Annotated in this window: 15 protein-coding genes; 10 read left to right on the top strand and 5 right to left on the bottom strand. The window is 37.1% G+C overall.

The genetic code is table 11. From position 1 onward, the window contains the following. The first annotated feature begins 26 nt into the window (after positions 1-26). The 10 genes from M9949_03655 to M9949_03610 are packed head-to-tail and all read left to right on the top strand — an operon-like array spanning position 27 to position 10341. Positions 27-1196 carry a glycosyltransferase gene (locus M9949_03655; GenBank protein ID MCO5250500.1) on the top strand — a complete coding sequence of 390 codons (1170 nt, stop codon included), beginning with the start codon at positions 27-29 and terminating at the stop codon, positions 1194-1196. A gap of 7 nt (positions 1197-1203) precedes the next feature. Next, positions 1204-2688, top strand: a complete 1485-nt coding sequence (locus M9949_03650) for a sugar transferase (protein MCO5250499.1) — start codon at positions 1204-1206, stop codon at positions 2686-2688. A gap of 21 nt (positions 2689-2709) precedes the next feature. Then, entirely contained in the window at positions 2710-3432 is a 723-nt protein-coding gene (locus M9949_03645; protein MCO5250498.1) for a polyprenol monophosphomannose synthase, read from the top strand. Further along, entirely contained in the window at positions 3405-5390 is a 1986-nt protein-coding gene (locus tag M9949_03640; GenBank protein ID MCO5250497.1) for a glycosyltransferase family 2 protein, read from the top strand. Before M9949_03645 ends, M9949_03640 begins: the two co-directional genes overlap by 28 nt. Then, complete coding sequence (locus M9949_03635; protein ID MCO5250496.1) at positions 5378-6328, top strand: acetyl-CoA carboxylase carboxyltransferase subunit alpha; 951 nt, start codon at positions 5378-5380, stop codon at positions 6326-6328. Before M9949_03640 ends, M9949_03635 begins: the two co-directional genes overlap by 13 nt. 32 nt (positions 6329-6360) lie before the next feature. Further along, positions 6361-6969: a VTT domain-containing protein gene (locus tag M9949_03630; protein ID MCO5250495.1), complete on the top strand. Its 609-nt coding sequence runs from the start codon at positions 6361-6363 to the stop codon at positions 6967-6969. Position 6970: 1 nt separating this feature from the next. Beyond that, positions 6971-7855, top strand: coding sequence for a DUF368 domain-containing protein (locus M9949_03625; GenBank protein MCO5250494.1), 885 nt, complete (start codon positions 6971-6973; stop codon positions 7853-7855). Beyond that, positions 7852-9033 (top strand): glycosyltransferase family 4 protein, encoded by a 1182-nt coding sequence (locus tag M9949_03620; GenBank protein ID MCO5250493.1) that lies wholly within the window; start codon positions 7852-7854, stop codon positions 9031-9033. The genes M9949_03625 and M9949_03620 overlap by 4 nt, the downstream gene beginning before the upstream one ends. Further along, the gene (locus M9949_03615) at positions 9020-9487 is read left to right on the top strand and encodes an NUDIX domain-containing protein (protein ID MCO5250492.1); all 468 of its coding nucleotides are present in this window, start codon (positions 9020-9022) and stop codon (positions 9485-9487) included. The genes M9949_03620 and M9949_03615 overlap by 14 nt, the downstream gene beginning before the upstream one ends. Next, entirely contained in the window at positions 9484-10341 is an 858-nt protein-coding gene (locus tag M9949_03610) for a glycosyltransferase (protein ID MCO5250491.1), read from the top strand. The genes M9949_03615 and M9949_03610 overlap by 4 nt, the downstream gene beginning before the upstream one ends. Positions 10342-10509: 168 nt before the next feature. Here M9949_03610 and M9949_03605 read toward each other — a convergent pair whose 3' ends face one another. From M9949_03605 to dnaB, 5 genes are all read right to left on the bottom strand, one after another. Then, positions 10510-11907 (bottom strand): YCF48-related protein, encoded by a 1398-nt coding sequence (locus tag M9949_03605; protein MCO5250490.1) that lies wholly within the window; start codon positions 11905-11907, stop codon positions 10510-10512. Between the two features lie 71 nt (positions 11908-11978). Then, positions 11979-13682, bottom strand: a complete 1704-nt coding sequence (locus M9949_03600) for a T9SS type A sorting domain-containing protein (GenBank protein ID MCO5250489.1) — start codon at positions 13680-13682, stop codon at positions 11979-11981. 187 nt (positions 13683-13869) lie between these two features. After that, positions 13870-14289: a 30S ribosomal protein S16 gene (gene rpsP / locus M9949_03595; protein ID MCO5250488.1), complete on the bottom strand. Its 420-nt coding sequence runs from the start codon at positions 14287-14289 to the stop codon at positions 13870-13872. A gap of 96 nt (positions 14290-14385) precedes the next feature. Beyond that, positions 14386-15711: a signal recognition particle protein gene (gene ffh / locus M9949_03590; protein ID MCO5250487.1), complete on the bottom strand. Its 1326-nt coding sequence runs from the start codon at positions 15709-15711 to the stop codon at positions 14386-14388. Between the two features lie 78 nt (positions 15712-15789). Further along, on the bottom strand, positions 15790-17241 hold the full coding sequence (gene dnaB / locus M9949_03585) for a replicative DNA helicase (GenBank protein ID MCO5250486.1): 1452 nt from the start codon (positions 17239-17241) through the stop codon (positions 15790-15792). Positions 17242-17279 lie beyond the last annotated feature (38 nt).

Raw genomic sequence — 17279 nt, 5'->3', positions numbered from 1 at the left:
GTTTGTAAATTAATCAGCAAGATAAATTGATTTTTACTGATGTAATATTACTTGTTATTGGCATAGCAATAATTTTTAATTATACTTTCTATCCGTTGATATTGAAGGTTGTAAGCCTGTTTGTACCCAAAATTTACAATAGCGACCTTGAATTTCAGCCCGAAATCACTGTAATCATAGCTGCATACAATGAGGAAGAACTGATTGCCGATGCTATTGATTCGGTTTTCGAAGGTGATTATCCCAAAGAAAAAATTCGCGTTCTCGTTGGTTCTGATGGCTCAACTGATAGGACTAATCAGATTTTAGCTGAGCTTTCCGCCAAATATTCCAGCCTATCATTTCATTGCTTCGGACGTGGCGGCAAAAACAACACGCTCAACAAAATTATTCCACTTGCGGAAACTGAAATCATCGTCATGATGGATGCAGACATCCGATTGAATGAAAATGCTTTGAGCATCATTATTTCGCATTTCGCCGACCGGAATGTCGGTGGAGTAATCGCCACTCAAAATATCGAAAATGAGAAAAATGAAAATAGCGGTAGTGCCGGAGTATTGATATATCAACAATATGAAAACTTCCTGAAATACTACGAATCCGCAATTGATTCCTGCGTGAATGCCTTCGGTTATTTTTATGCTATACGCAGCAAATTTTTCAAACCAATTGCAAGCGATTTGCTTTGCGATGATATGTTTACGATTTACACCGTTTTGGAAAACAAAAGCAAGGTGAAATTTGCTCCTGAAGCTATGGTGAATGAAGTTCGCGAAAAATCTTTAGAAAATGAAAAGCATCGCAGATTGAGAGCTTCTGCCGGTGGAATGGCTACAGTCTTTCATTTTAGGCATTTATTGAATATTTTCGAGTACGGTTGGGTCTCATTTTTTATCTGGTCGCACAAAGTAACAAGATGGACTACTCCATATTTGATGATTCTTTTAGTACTTTTAACAATAATGATGAATAGTGGTACGATTACTTTTCGAGTTATTTTGGTAACACAATTAGTTTTATATGTCGGTGCATTATTGGGATTCTTAGTCGAGAAAGCAAAAATAAATTTTTCTTTGTTCAGACCTTTTCTTTTTTTCGTAGTAATCAACTTTGCGATATTACTTGGTTCATTTCGATTCTTGAAGGGTGCGCAAAATGCAATTTGGGACAGACAGGGATTCAGTTCTTCTTAGAAATAAAATGATAGAAACACAAAAAGGACATATAGCCGAAATAAGCAATTTGCTTGCTACTTTTAAGCCCCAAAGACTGATTAAGTCCGGGCATTGGCGATTTGTCATCCAATTATTCGTTGACAATCTTGCAATCATATCAGCATATCTGCTATTCTTTTTTATCAGATTCGGTTCAGGGATTTATCCATCTGCTGTCAAACCCGGTGCACTTGAAATCACTATAGGCACTTTCATTTTCCTGATTTTTTGGTTGCTTATGTTCTTTTTTTCTGGTATGTATAAAAATTGGTACGAACGCTCACCTTTCGAAGAGTTTTGGTCAATAATCAAAGTAACTTTAATCGGTTGCGTAATCATAATTTTTGCAGTAAAAATAGATAGCCAATCATCGCCACGGCAGTTGTTCCTGATATATTTTGTGCTGCATTCAACCTTGCTGATTAGCGGTAGAATAACAGCTAGATTCATCGAAAGATATATGCGGATTAAAGGGCTGCTAAGTATTCCGGTTGTAATTGTGGGTGATTATGAAAAAGTAATCAATTATTTCAAGAAATTTAGAAGAGTCAAAACTTGGGGTTATCAACCTTTGGCAGTTTTACTGATTTCCGGCGATGAGTTGAAGGAGAAGTCCGGTGATATTGTAGTTGAAAGCGGAACATACTTAGGAACAGTTGACCAATTAGGAGATGTACTCAGGCATACCAAACCCGAAGAAGTAGTAATCGCAACTGAAAAACCTGACCATATACTTCTTGTAGATATTGTTAATCAATGTGCTGATGAAAAGGTTCGTGTCAAAATTGAACCCGATTTGTATGATGTATTTGCCGGACAAACCAAAACTTACTACCTTTACGGCTTACCTTTAATTGAAGTTTCTACGCAGCTTTTAAAGCCTTGGCAGGAAACTATCAAGAGAATTTTTGATTTTGTTTTTAGCTTTGTTGTATTATTGGCAGGTTTGCCAATTTGGTTATTGATAGCTCTTGGGGTGAGAATAGATTCTCGTGGTCCGGTTTTCTATACTCAAAAAAGGGTAGGCAAAGACGGTAGAATCTTTGAGATTTATAAATTCAGGTCAATGGTTTTCCAGCCGGAACGCAATGACCAAACTTGGACAACTATGAATGACCCGAGAGTCACGACCTTTGGGCGATTTATCAGGAAAACACACTTAGACGAAATCCCACAATTTCTGAATGTATTACTCGGTCATATGAGCATCGTTGGTCCGAGACCCGAGCAACCAAAATTTGTAGATGATTTTTCAAAAGATTTTCCGCATTATAAACGTCGCTTGAAAGTTCGCCCGGGAATCACAGGTTGGCATCAGGTCACAAGCTACGGTTATGAATTATCTGCCGAAGAAATTCGAGACAGATTGAGAAATGATTTTCATTATATAGAAAATATGTCACTAAAATTAGATATAGAAATTATTGTTCGAACCCTCTGGTGTATGATTATGGGAAGAGGGCAAGCTTAAGAATTTGATTAAGGAAAAACTATGAAAGCAATTGTTGTAATACCTACATATAACGAACTTGAAAACATCGAACACATTGTTACCGAAGTTTTGAAGGTGATTGATGGATTAAACGTATTAGTCGTAGATGATAATTCACCCGATGGCACTGCGGATGTAGTCCGAAAAATGATGGCTAATGACAACAGAATCCATTTGATAGTCCGAGCAGGTAAAATGGGTTTGGGAACAGCTTATTGCGAGGGCTTCCAATATGCCTTGGATAGAGATTTCGAGGCTATTTTCGAAATGGACGCAGATTTTTCACATGACCCTGCCGATTTGCCAAGATTTCTTGTTGAATTGGAAAATCACGACCTTGTAATTGGTTCTCGCTATATTAAGGGCGTCAATGTGATAAATTGGCCCCTGAGCAGGCTGATTCTCAGCTATGGTGCTAATCTATACACAAGAGTGATAACAGGAATGCCTGTTAAAGATGCAACCGGTGGTTTCAAATGCTTCAGAGCCTCGAAATTATCTCAAATTGATTTGAAATCAGTCAAGACAAATGGTTACGGATTTCAAATCGAAATGAATTACCGCATGTGGAAAAATGGTGCTCGAATCAAAGAAATTCCAATCATATTCATTGACCGTAGAAGCGGAACTTCCAAGATGAACAAAAGCATTATTTACGAAGCCATTTTCTTAGTCTGGAAACTGAAATTATTTTCATGGACCTTCAAAAACAAGAAAAAATGATTTTGAATAATCCCTCACATACAGATATTTCGATTGTAATTGTAAATTATAATGTGAAGGATTATCTCTATAGTTGTATCGAATCTGTCAATCAAGCATCAAAGAATTTAAAAGTTGAAATTATAGTTGTTGACAACAATTCCGAAGATGGTTCAGTCGAATTTATTTCTAGAGCATTCCCAAATGTAGAAATTATCGCATTAAGCGAGAATATCGGATTTGGCAAAGCAAACAATCTCGGTTTTGAAAAAGCTGCGGGCAAGTACATCTTAATCTTGAACCCTGATACATTACTCCAACCGGATACACTTGATGAAATGTACAAGTATATGGAGAATCACTCCGAAGTTGGAATCTCAGTCTGCAAAGTATTGAATACCGACGGCACATTCCAAGCATCATGTCGCAGAGGTTTTCCCGGACCATGGTCTGCATTTAGCAAACTTTTCGGAATGCAATCTTTGTTCCCAAAGTCTAAGGTTTTCGGCAAATATAATCTAACATACATGCCAACTGATAATACTTACTATGTAGATGCAGTTACCGGGGCTTTCATGTTTGCACGTACAGATGTAATCAAACAAGTCAATGGATTTGACCCCGATTTCTTTATGTATGGGGAAGATTTGGATTTATGCTATCGTGTGGTCAAAGCCGGATACAAAAATGCTTACGTACATACTACAAGCATCATTCATCATAAGGGTGAAAGTTCGAAACGCAGCAGTTTGAACGAAATCAATTTGTTTTACGAAGCAATGGAAATATTTGTTTCAAAACATTATTCGAACTCTCGGTTTTTCCTTGCACTATTGAAATTAGGTATTTTGACACGAGCATCGATTTCATATCTATACAAATACAAACTTGATGTAAAGTTGATGGCAATGGATGCTATTTTCATTATCATCGGCATTTTGCTCGGTACTTATATGGCACTTGGTTCGCCATTTGGACTGCAACCATATGCCTACCCGACTGTTTTCGTAGCAGTAATTTTTGTTACTATTATGGCAAATATTACAGCCGGTGGATTTTTTGAATCTACCTTTTCGCCAACAAAGACCATATTCGGATATGCGATTAGTTTTCTTGTGCTGTCCACATTGATATATTTTTTCCCCGGCTATAGATTTAGTCGTGGAGCATTACTTGTCACTATTGGTTTCGGAATGACAGGTTCAACCTTGCTTCGGATAGTCATTTCGGCTGCAGCAAGTATAAAAAACAATTATAGCGACAAACAAATCGTAATCGTCAGTAATCCTGAAGACGCTTTGAATTTGTACAAACTTATCTCGGAAAATTTACCTCAATTGAAAATTCTTGGCTTCATTCACTCTAAACCGGCTCAAGATGATGCGTTTCCCTTAAAATGGTTAGGTACTATCAATCATCTCAATTCAATCATCGAAAATGAAAAAATCAGCGACGTAATCGTTACCGATGAACAAACCTATAATAATGAGATTTCGTTTGTGACGAGCAAATACAAAAATCCGAGAGTAAATTTTCATGTGGCTAATCAATTAGAAGATTTCATTGTATCGAAGTTGATTTCCGAAATCACGGAAAACAAAAACGAAGTTCTAAAGTATAGGGCTAATCTGATTCGGTACAGAATCATAAAGCGGACAACAGATATAGTTCTATCATTCTTATTGCTAACCGTTGGGCTTGTATTCATACTTTTGATTAACAACAGAGAAAATAAAATAATCTCAAAAATTTTCAACGTTTTGAACGGGAAATACTCTTTTATTGGTATTTTTGAGTTGCCTGGTAGGAAGAATTTCGGCAAACCCGGTTTGACGGGATTAGCCCATTTGAATCAGGCAAATGCTTTGAGCGAAAAAGCTATTTTGAAATTAAATGAATATTATTTGAAGCATTATTCCGTCTCGTTAGATTTTGATATATTGTTGAAATTATTTTATAGGGAAAAATGGCAAAGGTAATCTTAGAGTTTGAAAAGCCGATTGTTGAATTGGAACAAAAAATTGCTGAGATGCGTGAACTCGGACAACAGATTGATATAAGTAAAGAAATCTCAGACCTTGAATTAAAGATTGACGATTTACGAATTGATATCTACAAAAATCTCACTCGTTGGCAACGCGTCCAATTAGCCAGACATCCCGAGCGACCAATTACATCGGACTATATTAAAAATGTCTTTACAGATTTTGTAGAGCTTCATGGCGATAGAAAATATAAAGACGACCCCGCAATAATAGGCGGTTTTGCTAAATTGAACGGAAAATCAGTGATGGTGGTTGGTCACCAAAAAGGTCGCGATACAAAATCTAATTTGTATCGTAATTTTGGTATGGCAAATCCCGAAGGATATCGCAAAGCAGCGAGACTTTTTCAGTTAGCTGAAAAATTCAATAAGCCAATTATCACATTGCTCGATACTCCCGGTGCATTTCCCGGGATTGAAGCCGAAGAGCGAGGGCAAGCCGAAGCAATTGCATCTAATCTAATGCTTATGAGCAAAATCAGAACACCAATCATTGTTGTTGTGATAGGCGAAGGGGCTTCAGGTGGAGCTATTGGTATTGGTGTGGGCGATAGGATTTTGATGCTGGAAAATGCATGGTATTCGGTGATTTCACCCGAATCATGCTCAAGTATTTTATGGAGAAGTTGGGATTACAAGGAACAAGCCGCAGAAGCTTTACAACTTACTGCCGAAGATTTAAAACGACACAAAATCATTGATGAAATTGTTAGCGAACCATTAGGTGGTGCCCACAATAATACAACTGTAATGTATCAAAATTTGAAAAATGTTTTGGACAAAGAAATCAGCAAATTGACCAAGATAGACATTTCAAAATTGATAAAAGCACGACGTGAAAAATTTTACGCAATGGGCGTATGGCAAGAATAATTATTAAAACAAGGTCATTCTAAAATAATTATATGCTCAAAAAGCTTAGAAGTCTCAAACACAGGCTTGTATCTTGGGTTTCCCTATTTGCCGAAAAACCCTATGCGCGTACTACACTGTTTCTGCACTCGTTTGCGGATTCATCTGTTTTCCCGATAACAATAGATATAACTTTCATTCCGATAGCGATTGCATCGCCAAAGCGAGCATTTCAGTTTGCTCTTTGGGCAACTTTAGGTTCCATACTTGGAGGTATGTTTGCTTATTATATTGGGATGGAATTCATGTCATCTGTCGGAGAATCTATAGTTACAATGTATGGCTCGAGTAATACATGGGAATCACTTCTCGAAACTTTCAGGGGTGATTTAGCAGAGTGGACTCTCATCTTTGCTTCAGTAACTCCATTACCATTCGCAATAGCAACTTTAGCCGCCGGTGTAGCTGAGATGGATTTGGGAAATTTTATACTCATTTGTATTCTTGGACGCTCATTCAGATTTTTTGCATTGGCATTGCTAATTTATTTATTTGGTCCGGCAGTCCAAGTTTTTCTTGATAAATATTCACGAGTGATAGCGATTGTATTCTTTATAAGCTTAGTTTTGTTTTTCTTATTTTTGTTAATTTATAAATTCTAATATGATTGATTTTATCTCTACCTTCCTAAAAGGTGTATTGATTGGTATAGCAAATATTATCCCGGGTGTTAGCGGTGGCACAATGGCTTTCATTCTCGGAATTTACAAAGAGTTGACAGAAGCTGTAGGATTCTACTTTCAAAATAGAGAAAAACGAAAGCAATACACTATTCTTTTGCTTAAGATTGGATTGGGAGCCGTCGTTGGGGTAGTGCTTTTTGCCAGACTGTTTACATTCCTGCTCGAAGATACCACAAGCGCCCAATATACTTATATTTTCTTCATTGGATTGATTGTTGGTGCAGTGCCATTTATTCTAAATTTGCATCATGACATGAAAGTCAATCCGAAACGATTAAGCATTTTTGTAGTTGCAATTGCTGCTGTTATTATCACCTCTTACTTTGGTCAAAAGAGTGGGGGCGAGGGTAACATGAAACCGGAAATTGTTTACCAAGTAGGCGATTTATTTACTATCACAACCATAGACTTTTTCTACTCATTATGGTTAATATTTTGTGGTTTTATTGGTGCTGTATCAATGGTCTTACCCGGTTTTTCGGGTTCTGCATTATTGATAAGTCTCGGCGAATATTACAATATTCTTCATTTTGTAGATAATAGAATGCTTGTCCAACTTGCATTGATGGGAATTGGTATCTTGCCCGGCTTGATTGTAGCCTCGAAAGTAATTAATAAATTGATGGTAAAATATCCGCCAGAAACATACTATTTTATACTCGGATTGATTGCTGCATCAGTGATTCAAGTGTCGCTCCAAGTTATGGTAGAACCGGTTTTGGGATTAATACCGATTATTTTCAGCTTATTTTTCCTTTTGCTCGGATTTGCGGCATCTTATTTTATGAGTGGAGTTAAAAAGTGAGATTTCAACGAATTTTATATGTTTTCTTTAGCCATTATCCCTACGAACCACGAATCAAGAAGATGTTCCAAACATTTAAGGAGAACGGTGCAAAAGCCAGACTTTTGGTTCGTTGTTTTAGTGACAACATCGAAGCAGAAAGCGATGAAGATTTTGAATTCAGAGCATTAGATAGCTCAGGTAGGTCCTGGCAATCAACGCCTTTGGATATGAACCCGAAATGGAAAAAATTTATTGCGCAAAATATTAAAGAATTCAAATCGGATTTGATTATAGTCAGAGAAATGTTCTTATCCTCTTTGGTAGCGGATTTGGTAAAGGATACAAATATCCCGGTTTTGATGGATATGGCGGAAAATTATCCTGCTGCTATGAAAAGCTGGAAAAAGTATAATTCGAGCGCTTTGAAAAAATTTATTATTCATAAATTGAATTTTCCCAGCCGTAAGGAAAAAAATGCAGTCGGTAAAGTGGATGGAATTATCGTAGTTTGCAAGGAGCAAATCGAAAGATTAGCCCAAGAATATCAATTCGATAAAGATAGGATTGTTTGTATTTATAATTCTCCCACAAAGGATTTGCATCCTTCGGTTTGCGATAAAGAACCTAATGAAACACCCATTTTCATTCATCATGGCATGATGACCTCAGAAAAAAGTTTGACGAGCTTCTTTTACGCTTGTAAAATTTTGTTCGATAAAGGGTTGAATTTCGAAGTAATTTTACCCGGATTTGGCGATTGCGAAGATGATTACAAAGAATTGTGCAACGAATTAGGTATCTATCATCACATTATCTTTTATGGGGAGTATTCCGGCGAAGAATTGGGCGAATTGCTGTTTGAAGCTGATTATGGTATCATTCCTTACGAATTGAATGATTTCAATGATTATACAATCCATAATAAACTTTTTGAGTATTTTGCTTTGGGATTGCCCGTTGTCGTTACGCCTATGATACCTACTGCGAGAATAGTCGAATCAACCGGTTCGGGAATCGTTGCAAAATCAGCAGCTCCAACTGACATCGCCGAAGCTATGGAAAAAATGCTAATTGCTGATACTAATGATATGATGGAGGCTTCTTTAAAGGCACATTCGACATATAATTGGGAAGTGGAAGCAGAGCGATTAATGAACTTCATCAATAAACTTGAAAAACGCAATGCAAGAAGCTAATCTCACAACTGTCCAAGTTCATATTGCGCGATATAATCCAGCTACTCAAGAATATGAATACTTAGTACTCAAACGTGCTGATAAAATGAGAGTTTATCCGGGGATTTGGCAAACAGTAACAGGAGGAATTTGGAAGAATGAGACGGCTCTCGACGCTGCACTCCGTGAATTGAAGGAGGAAACAGATTTAGTTTCAGATACAATTTGGTGTTTGCCATATGTGACAACTTTTTTCGATTATCATGCAAATCAAGTAAATTTCGCTCCCGTATTCGGTGTTTTGGTAAATTTTACCGATATTGTCAAAATTTCGGATGAACATCAAGAATTCAAATGGACAAACTTTGACGAGTCTCACGAATTGATGGTCTTGCCTTCGCATCGTGATGGTTTACGGATATTCAGAGATTATTGCTTGAGCGACTTAGGAACTCATTACAAGGTGAGATTATGAATTACAAAGTAACAGCAGCCGTTGTAACCTTCAATAGACTTGACTTGCTAAAAAAAGTAATCGGTGCACTGCGTGAACAATCTTACAAAATTGATAATATCATAATAATCAATAACTCATCTACTGATGGAACCGAAGATTGGTTGTCATTGCAAAAAGATTTGATTGTTATAAAGCAATCGAATCTGGGTAGTTCCGGTGGTCAATACAGAGCATTCAAAGAATCTGAGTCAAGCGATTGCGATTTGATTTGGATTATGGACGATGACGTTGTCCCCGAAAAGGATTGCTTAGAAAAATTAATCAAGCATTACAAAGCGGGTTATGTGCTCTTTCCGCTTAGGCTATACAGAGACAAAAGACCCTATCTGAACGATTGTATCAAACTAAATCTGACGAATCCATTCAAACATATTTGGAAGCGAGTAGTTGCCGAAAGCGACTTCACTAATGAGACAATCGAAGTGCAAGGACCAACATTTGAAGGACCATTGTTCGCTAAAGAAGTAATAAGCAAAGTAGGACTACCTGAGAAGAAATTTTTCATTTTTGCTGATGACACAGAATATTTCCTCAGAGCCCAAAGAGCGGGATATAAAATGCTATTGGTGCGTGATGCCAATTTAGTGCGAATGATTGACCCACCCGAGAACGTTGCAGATTTTACATGGAAAAGTTTTTATTCAATTAGAAATTTAGTCGTGATAGACCGCTTATACGGGAATATTTTTGTGAAATTGTTGCGACCTATCGCCTATACATTTTTATTTCTGAAAAACAGCCGGTCACTCGCAGATATAAAAACCACTGTCAAAGCCATTTGGGCAGGGCTCACATATCGCAGCGAGAATTGAGGGGGGGAACGGTGAAAATCTCCGTCTCGTTTGTCTGAACTATGATTTGTGTGATTTTTGTGATTAAGATGATTTTTGAGTTAGACTTCGGAAGTCTGTATAATTAACATCAATAAGCTTATTATATTCATATACTTTAGAAAATTAGACTTCCGAAGTCTTCATCTGTCACATCTTCACAAACATCTCCGTCCGATTACCCATACGGACATAATACACACCACGAGGGAGATGCGAAATATTAATTCTTTGTAGAGACTCGACATGCCGTGTCTCTACGGTCATCACACATTCACCAAGCATATTGAAAATTTTGACTTCTGAACCTTCCGAAGGTTCGAAACCTTCCGAAGGTTTCGTAATTGTGATATATTCCATTGTGGGGTTGGGGTAGAGGGAAAGCCCCTTCCCTGCTTCTTTGCTTTCATTTACTGATGACGGTGTGTATGTGCCACGCCAGAGACCATCACTAAAAGTACTTAGGATAGGGTGTTCTCCCGCAAATGCAATTTTCTGAACTACTCGCATGTTTTGAGAATAGTTGTCCAAAAAAGCATCACGGAACCAAGTATAACCACCATCTGTTGTACGTAATAACTTCCCGTATTTACCAACAACAATTCCATTTAATTCATCATAAAAAGCAATGTCCCACAATCCAAATGTTGGTTCAGTCTCGTCAACATGAATTAAGTCCCAAGTTATACCACTATCATATGTTTTATACACAAGTCCGTGAGTTAATCTACCTCCATTATCAGTATCATATATAACCTGACCTGAAGCCCAGCCAATTTTTGAGTCCAAGAAAAACAAGGAAGTAATTTGAACTGAACGTGCATTGAAATCTTTGAGAATATCTCTCAAATACCATGTTTCACCACTATTAATAGAGGTGATAAGTCCTTTATATAATACATGATAATTGTTTTTAGATATTTCTTTAGAAACTCTGAAATAAACAGTTATTTGATTTTTACCTGAATAAATGAAACTATGCGCAATGATTTGATAATCATCCGGTATAAATTCAGCTTCAATTGATAAGTTTTTTGAAGTTTTCCATCCATCATCAGTTATATAAAGATGTGAATTTGATATAGCCCCACCTACTAATGAATCATACATATCTAAACTATAAAGGCCGCTCGGGTTTTTCCCCTCGATAGATTCAACTACTTGAATTGTATCAAAAGTAATTCCCCCATCTGTACTTTTAAATAATTTACCTCTGCTTCGGGAAATATAAATTTGTTTTTCTGATAAATAGTCAATCGAATTCATGTACATAGGATTTGGAAATATTGGCATACCGGTATCATCATTATATATTTTTTCATGATAATGAGTAAACCAAGTTTTGCCACCGTCAGTTGTCTTAACAATCCTATCGCAACATGTATCAGTATTTTCAACAATTCCTATGCAATTCAAATTATCAAAACATCTGACATCTTGAAATCTGGCAAATTGCCCCATAAATGGATTAACTTTTTCCCATACAGTTTGAGAATTTATATGAATGAATGAAAAAGCAAAAACAATAAGAATTAATAAAATTTTCATATAGTTTATCCTTTATTAAATTAATAAAATCTAGCAGTACTCCTGCTTTTCAGCAGGAGTACTGCTCATAATTATTTCAGATATATGAACTTATCCGATTTTATCAATTTACTACCTATTACAACTGAATAAATATAAGTTCCACTTTGAAATTGTGTTAAGTCAATTTTATGTTCAGATAATCTTGTTGAAGTTCTAGTAGTTTTTGCTATAATCAAGTTCCCTAATAAATCATAAATTCTTATATCAACATCAGTAGATTTTTGTGATTGAATTTCAAAGACTATATTTTCATTCAAAGTGTATGAATTTATAATAAATTCACTTGAGGGATTAGTGTCTTCAAAAATATTTTCTTTCCCAAGTATATATTGGTATTCACCTTCTAAACTATCTAACCAATTGCACGCAGGAGTACAAAAAACAAACAAACCTGAGTAAGTCAGTTTTGATTGAAAATCACAATTCACAAATCGATTCGAAACGGAATCAATACTAATATCAATTGCATCTTCCGATAATCTGCATACTGTAACTATATCAAAGCAACACTGAACGCTATCGCATACTTCACGTACTACTATAGTATCAAGTACTGATACCCAACCCGGACCGGAGGGACCATTATCTTGCCATTTCATTATATATTGGTAATATTCCCAAGTAGCCCAACAACTCCCTACACCTACTCGCCAGGTTGTATCACAATCTTCTTCCTCTCTAGGTTCAAAATTCATAGCATTTTTATTAATTATATATTTTATTGCTTCTGAATAAATAACGTCATCCGGACATCCAATACAATTAGGAAGATGGGGAGTAAAAAATCGTACGATTTGCAATTCCTGTTTACCATTGCATCTCCTTGCAACATATTCAACATATATAAGACAGGCTGAACATGGGGAACCCATACTAAAAACATCAGTATAAGTAGTCCAAGCACTGTCCGGGCATTCCTCAGAACATGGTGGGTCAATTTCAGGGAATTCAATAATGGGTACTGTGTCACATGAAAAACTGGAATAAACTTTGCACCCAGCCAAAGGACTAAGCAAATATTCTTCAGGACTTGCTAATAAAAATAATTGAATTGAAGTAGATTCACCTGGTCCTAGACATCTATAGAAGTTTTCAATGTTTTCAGTATTAATTTCCAGCGGTTCATTATACGGGGCTTCTTGATTTTGGGGAATGAAGTATTTTAAACATGTTAGTGAATCCGGTATATCTAAATCCATTCTGATAGTACATGAATCAGGGCATAGAGTATCCGCGTGCATTGATGCAGTTAACCATGTGTTTGAACCTTCACAATTGCAACATTGACTTCTATCAACATTAAATGTGAATTGGTTTACTCCTTCAACCAAAAAACTCTCATCGCAATGTGGTGCTCCATTAGCATATTGAATTATTACCTTGAACTGTACTGTAGTGGAAACTACGGTAGGGCAAAGTTTATAGCTAACAGTTGTTGCTGGTGCAGATTCAACATGTTTTATTTGCCATAAATGATGATAAGGGTCTCTATATAAAATTGATATTTTGGCATCTTCGCAACTTGGATTGTCAATATCAATTTGAATACAACAATCCTCTGTAACATAGTAGTCAATATCAATTTGTTCGCAACATGAAGTAAGCAATTGTTCGGGAAATAGTTCTTTACCGGTTTGTGCTTCCATCACCGTAGAATTAGTTAAGTATAGTATGCAAAAAGCTGCTGTCAATAGCCCAAAGGCTCTCGTGGAGGGGGGGTACATTGTTTTCATAAACCACTCCTTAATAACAATTTATAAAAATGTGAAAACCTAATTTCCAAAATAATAAAACTTTTGTCATTTCCAAATGAAATATCAAAATTTTTTTCTTTTTTTTCTTACACTCCCAACCCACCCCCAAAAAAAAAGCTGCCCTTGTGGGACAGCTTCTTGATTGATTCTTTGTGAGAAGAAAGAATTATTCGGCGCCTTCGGCTGCTTTTTCTTTTGCTTTCTTTTCTGCTGCGATTTTGGCAGCTTTACGTTGTGACCTTTTGTCTTTTTGGCGGAAGTATCTGTCGTGAACATTCTTGCGATGTTTTTCGACAGCTTCGTTGATTTCCTCGAGAGGTTTGTCTTTGAATGACATTGCTCTGCGAAGCAAAACACCATCATAGCTCAAAAGCTTTTCAGTCACGTCAGTAGGCTGAGCACCCACGCTGAGCCAATAAATAGCTCTGTCGTGGTCAACACTGATAGTGGTAGGTGATGTGTTTGGGTCGTAGTAGCCCAATCTTTCCAAAAAAGCACCGTCGCGTCTTGCTTTCGAATCTACTGCAACGATGTCATAAACGGGATGATGAATTCTCCCTTTTCTTCTTAATCTTAACTTTACCATTTCTAAAAACCTTTAAATAAATTAGAGAAAAACTATTGTTGTCATTCTTTTGGTGCTTGTCCTAACAAGCGTGAATGCTCGAATCTCCATGAGATATTAACCCATGCCGGGGAATTTTGGCATGAAGCGGGATTTTTTACCTCTTGTCATATTCTTCATCATTTTTTGCATATCGTCAAATTGTTTGAGCAATCTATTGACATCTTGCACTTGTGTGCCGCTGCCTTTGGCAATTCTCATACGTCTGGAACCATTCAATATCTTAGGGCTTTTGCGTTCTTCCCTTGTCATCGAATATATTATTGCTTCAACTTTTTTGAAAGCTTTGTCATCAATATTTACATTTTTGAGTTGCTTATCCATTCCGGGTATCATTCCGAGCAAATCTTTGAGTGAACCCATCTTTTGGATAATTTTGAGTTGGTCGAGAAAATCATCAAAAGTGAATTGATTTTTTCTGATTTTTTCTTCGAGTGCTTCGGCTTCTTTTTGGTCGTATTGTTGTTCAGCTTTTTCAACTAAGGTCAACACGTCGCCCATACCAAGGATACGGGATGCGATACGTTCGGGATGGAATGGCTCGAGAGCTTCCAATTTTTCGCCTGTACCGACAAATTTTACGGGTTTACCTACGACTTGAAGCACTGATAATGCTGCTCCACCACGTGTATCACCGTCCAATTTTGTTAGTACGACACCGGTAAGTGATAATTTATCGTGAAAAGCTCTTGCAGTGGTGACGGCGTCTTGACCAATCATCGCATCGCAAACGAACAAGGTTTCGGTAGGTTTTACCGAATCGGAAATGTTCTTGACTTCCGTCATCATTTCTTCATCAATTGTCAATCTACCGGCTGTATCAATAATTACTACGTCGCGACCGAATTTTTTTGCATATGCGATAGCATTGTTTGCTATGGCAACGGCATCTTTAGTTTCTTCTTTATAAATTGGAATTTTTACTTGCGAAGCTAACTGCTCTAATTGCAAAATCGCCGCAGGACGATAAATATCGCAAGCGACTAAGAGCGGTTGTCTGCCTTTTTTGCGCAAACTTTTTGCTAATTTGCCGCAAAAAGTAGTTTTACCCGAACCTTGCAATCCGGCAACAAGTATTACTGTCGGTGCTTGAGATGAGAATTGTAATTCGCTCATCTTATTGCCCATGATAGCAACTAATTCGTCGCGAACAATTTTGACAATTAATTGCTCAGGCATCAACTTACCTTTGACTTCCTGCCCGAGTGCCTTTTCTTTGACATCTTCGACAAATTGCTTTGCTACATTGAAGTTCACGTCGGCATCTATCAACGCACGGCGAATCTCAACTAAAGCTTCGGCGATATTCTCTTCGGTTATAGTTGACTGACCTCTGAATCTTTTCAGAGCTAATTCTAATTTTTCTTGTAAATTCTCAAACATAATTATTGTAATTTCGATTTAAACGAACTACAAATATAATACAAAGATACCGATTGACAAAGATTTTAGATAAATTTATTAAAATGCTTCATCTGTTTGAGCAGGTAAATTTTCGGGCTCAGGGAAAGCCGAATCTGTTGCCAAATTTTCAAATCTTGCATAATTCTTTTGGAATGCTAACCTGATAGTCCCAACAGGTCCGTTTCTTTGCTTACCGACGATGATTTCGGCAGTTCCTTGTGTAGGTGTTTTATTGGCATCGTCATAGTGCATTTGTCCGTATTGTTCGGGACGATTGACAAACATTACAACGTCTGCGTCTTGTTCGATTGAGCCTGATTCTCTTAAATCCGAGAGCATCGGACGCTTATCGGTACGGGATTCGACTGAACGATTCAACTGAGCTAAAGCAACTACTGGAATGTTCAATTCTTTGGCAATTTGCTTCAGCGATGCCGAAATCAACGAAATTTCGCGTTCGCGACTTTCGGCTTTAGGAGCTGCCAATAATTGCAAATAATCCACAAAAACAAGTTGGATGTCGTGCTCGGATTTCAGCCTTCTGCACTTTGCCCTAAGTTCGAGTATTGATAACATCGGGCTGTCATCTACATAGATAGGAGCATGTGACAACACATTCAAACCTTTGACAATTCTTTGGTCGTCCTCTTGATTGATAGAACCTGTACGGACTTTTTGTTGGTCAACTTTAGATTCCGAACTAATCAGACGGATTACAAGTTGCAACGAGGACATTTCTATGGAGAAAAATGCAACTGCTGCTTTGTGTAGTACAGCGGCATTTCGAGCCATACTCAACGCAAGAGCAGTTTTACCCATCGATGGTCGGGCAGCAATTATTATCAAGTCTGATTTTTGAAATCCACCGAGAAGATGGTCTAACTCGGAATATCCTGAGGGAACTCCTGTCAATTTAGATTTGTCTCTATGTGAAAGTTGGGAAATCAATTCATAAGCATCTTTCAAAAGTGCATTCATTGACATATAACTTTTCTTGAGACGCTTTTCGGCAATTTCGAAAATTAATCTTTCAGCAACATCAACTTCGTCAAGTGCGTCTGTCGAATCATCATAAGCTGAATTGAGTATTTCTCTTGCAGTGGAGATAAGCTGTCGTTTCAGGTATTTTTCCTGAACAATTCGAGCATGTTGCTCAATGAATGCAGAAGTCGGGGTCAAGTGGTTTATTTCGCTCAGATATGCAATACCACCAACGATTTCTAACTCACCTCTTGATTTCAGGTCTTCAGTAACAGTGATGATATCGGGTGTTTGACCGGTATTACTTAGCTTTGTGATTGTGGAAAATATCTTTTGGTGTCCGATTTGGTAAAAACTATCCTCGCTCAACATTTCAACAGCTTGAGGTATAGCCAATCTATCAATCATCATAGCACCGAGAACTGCTTTTTCGGCTTCTAATGAATGTGGTGGCATCTTGCCACCCATTAAGTAGGCATTGGATTCGTTTTTTTTATTATCTTTGTAAAATTGCTTTTCGTTGTTCATTTGGAAAGTTTTAAAGTTAAGTTTTGGTAAATTTTCAT

Source organism: Candidatus Kapaibacterium sp., from assembly GCA_023957315.1.
Classification (GTDB): domain Bacteria; phylum Bacteroidota; class Ignavibacteria; order Kapaibacteriales; family UBA2268; genus PGYU01.
This window is presented reverse-complemented; position numbering and strand designations above follow the sequence as displayed.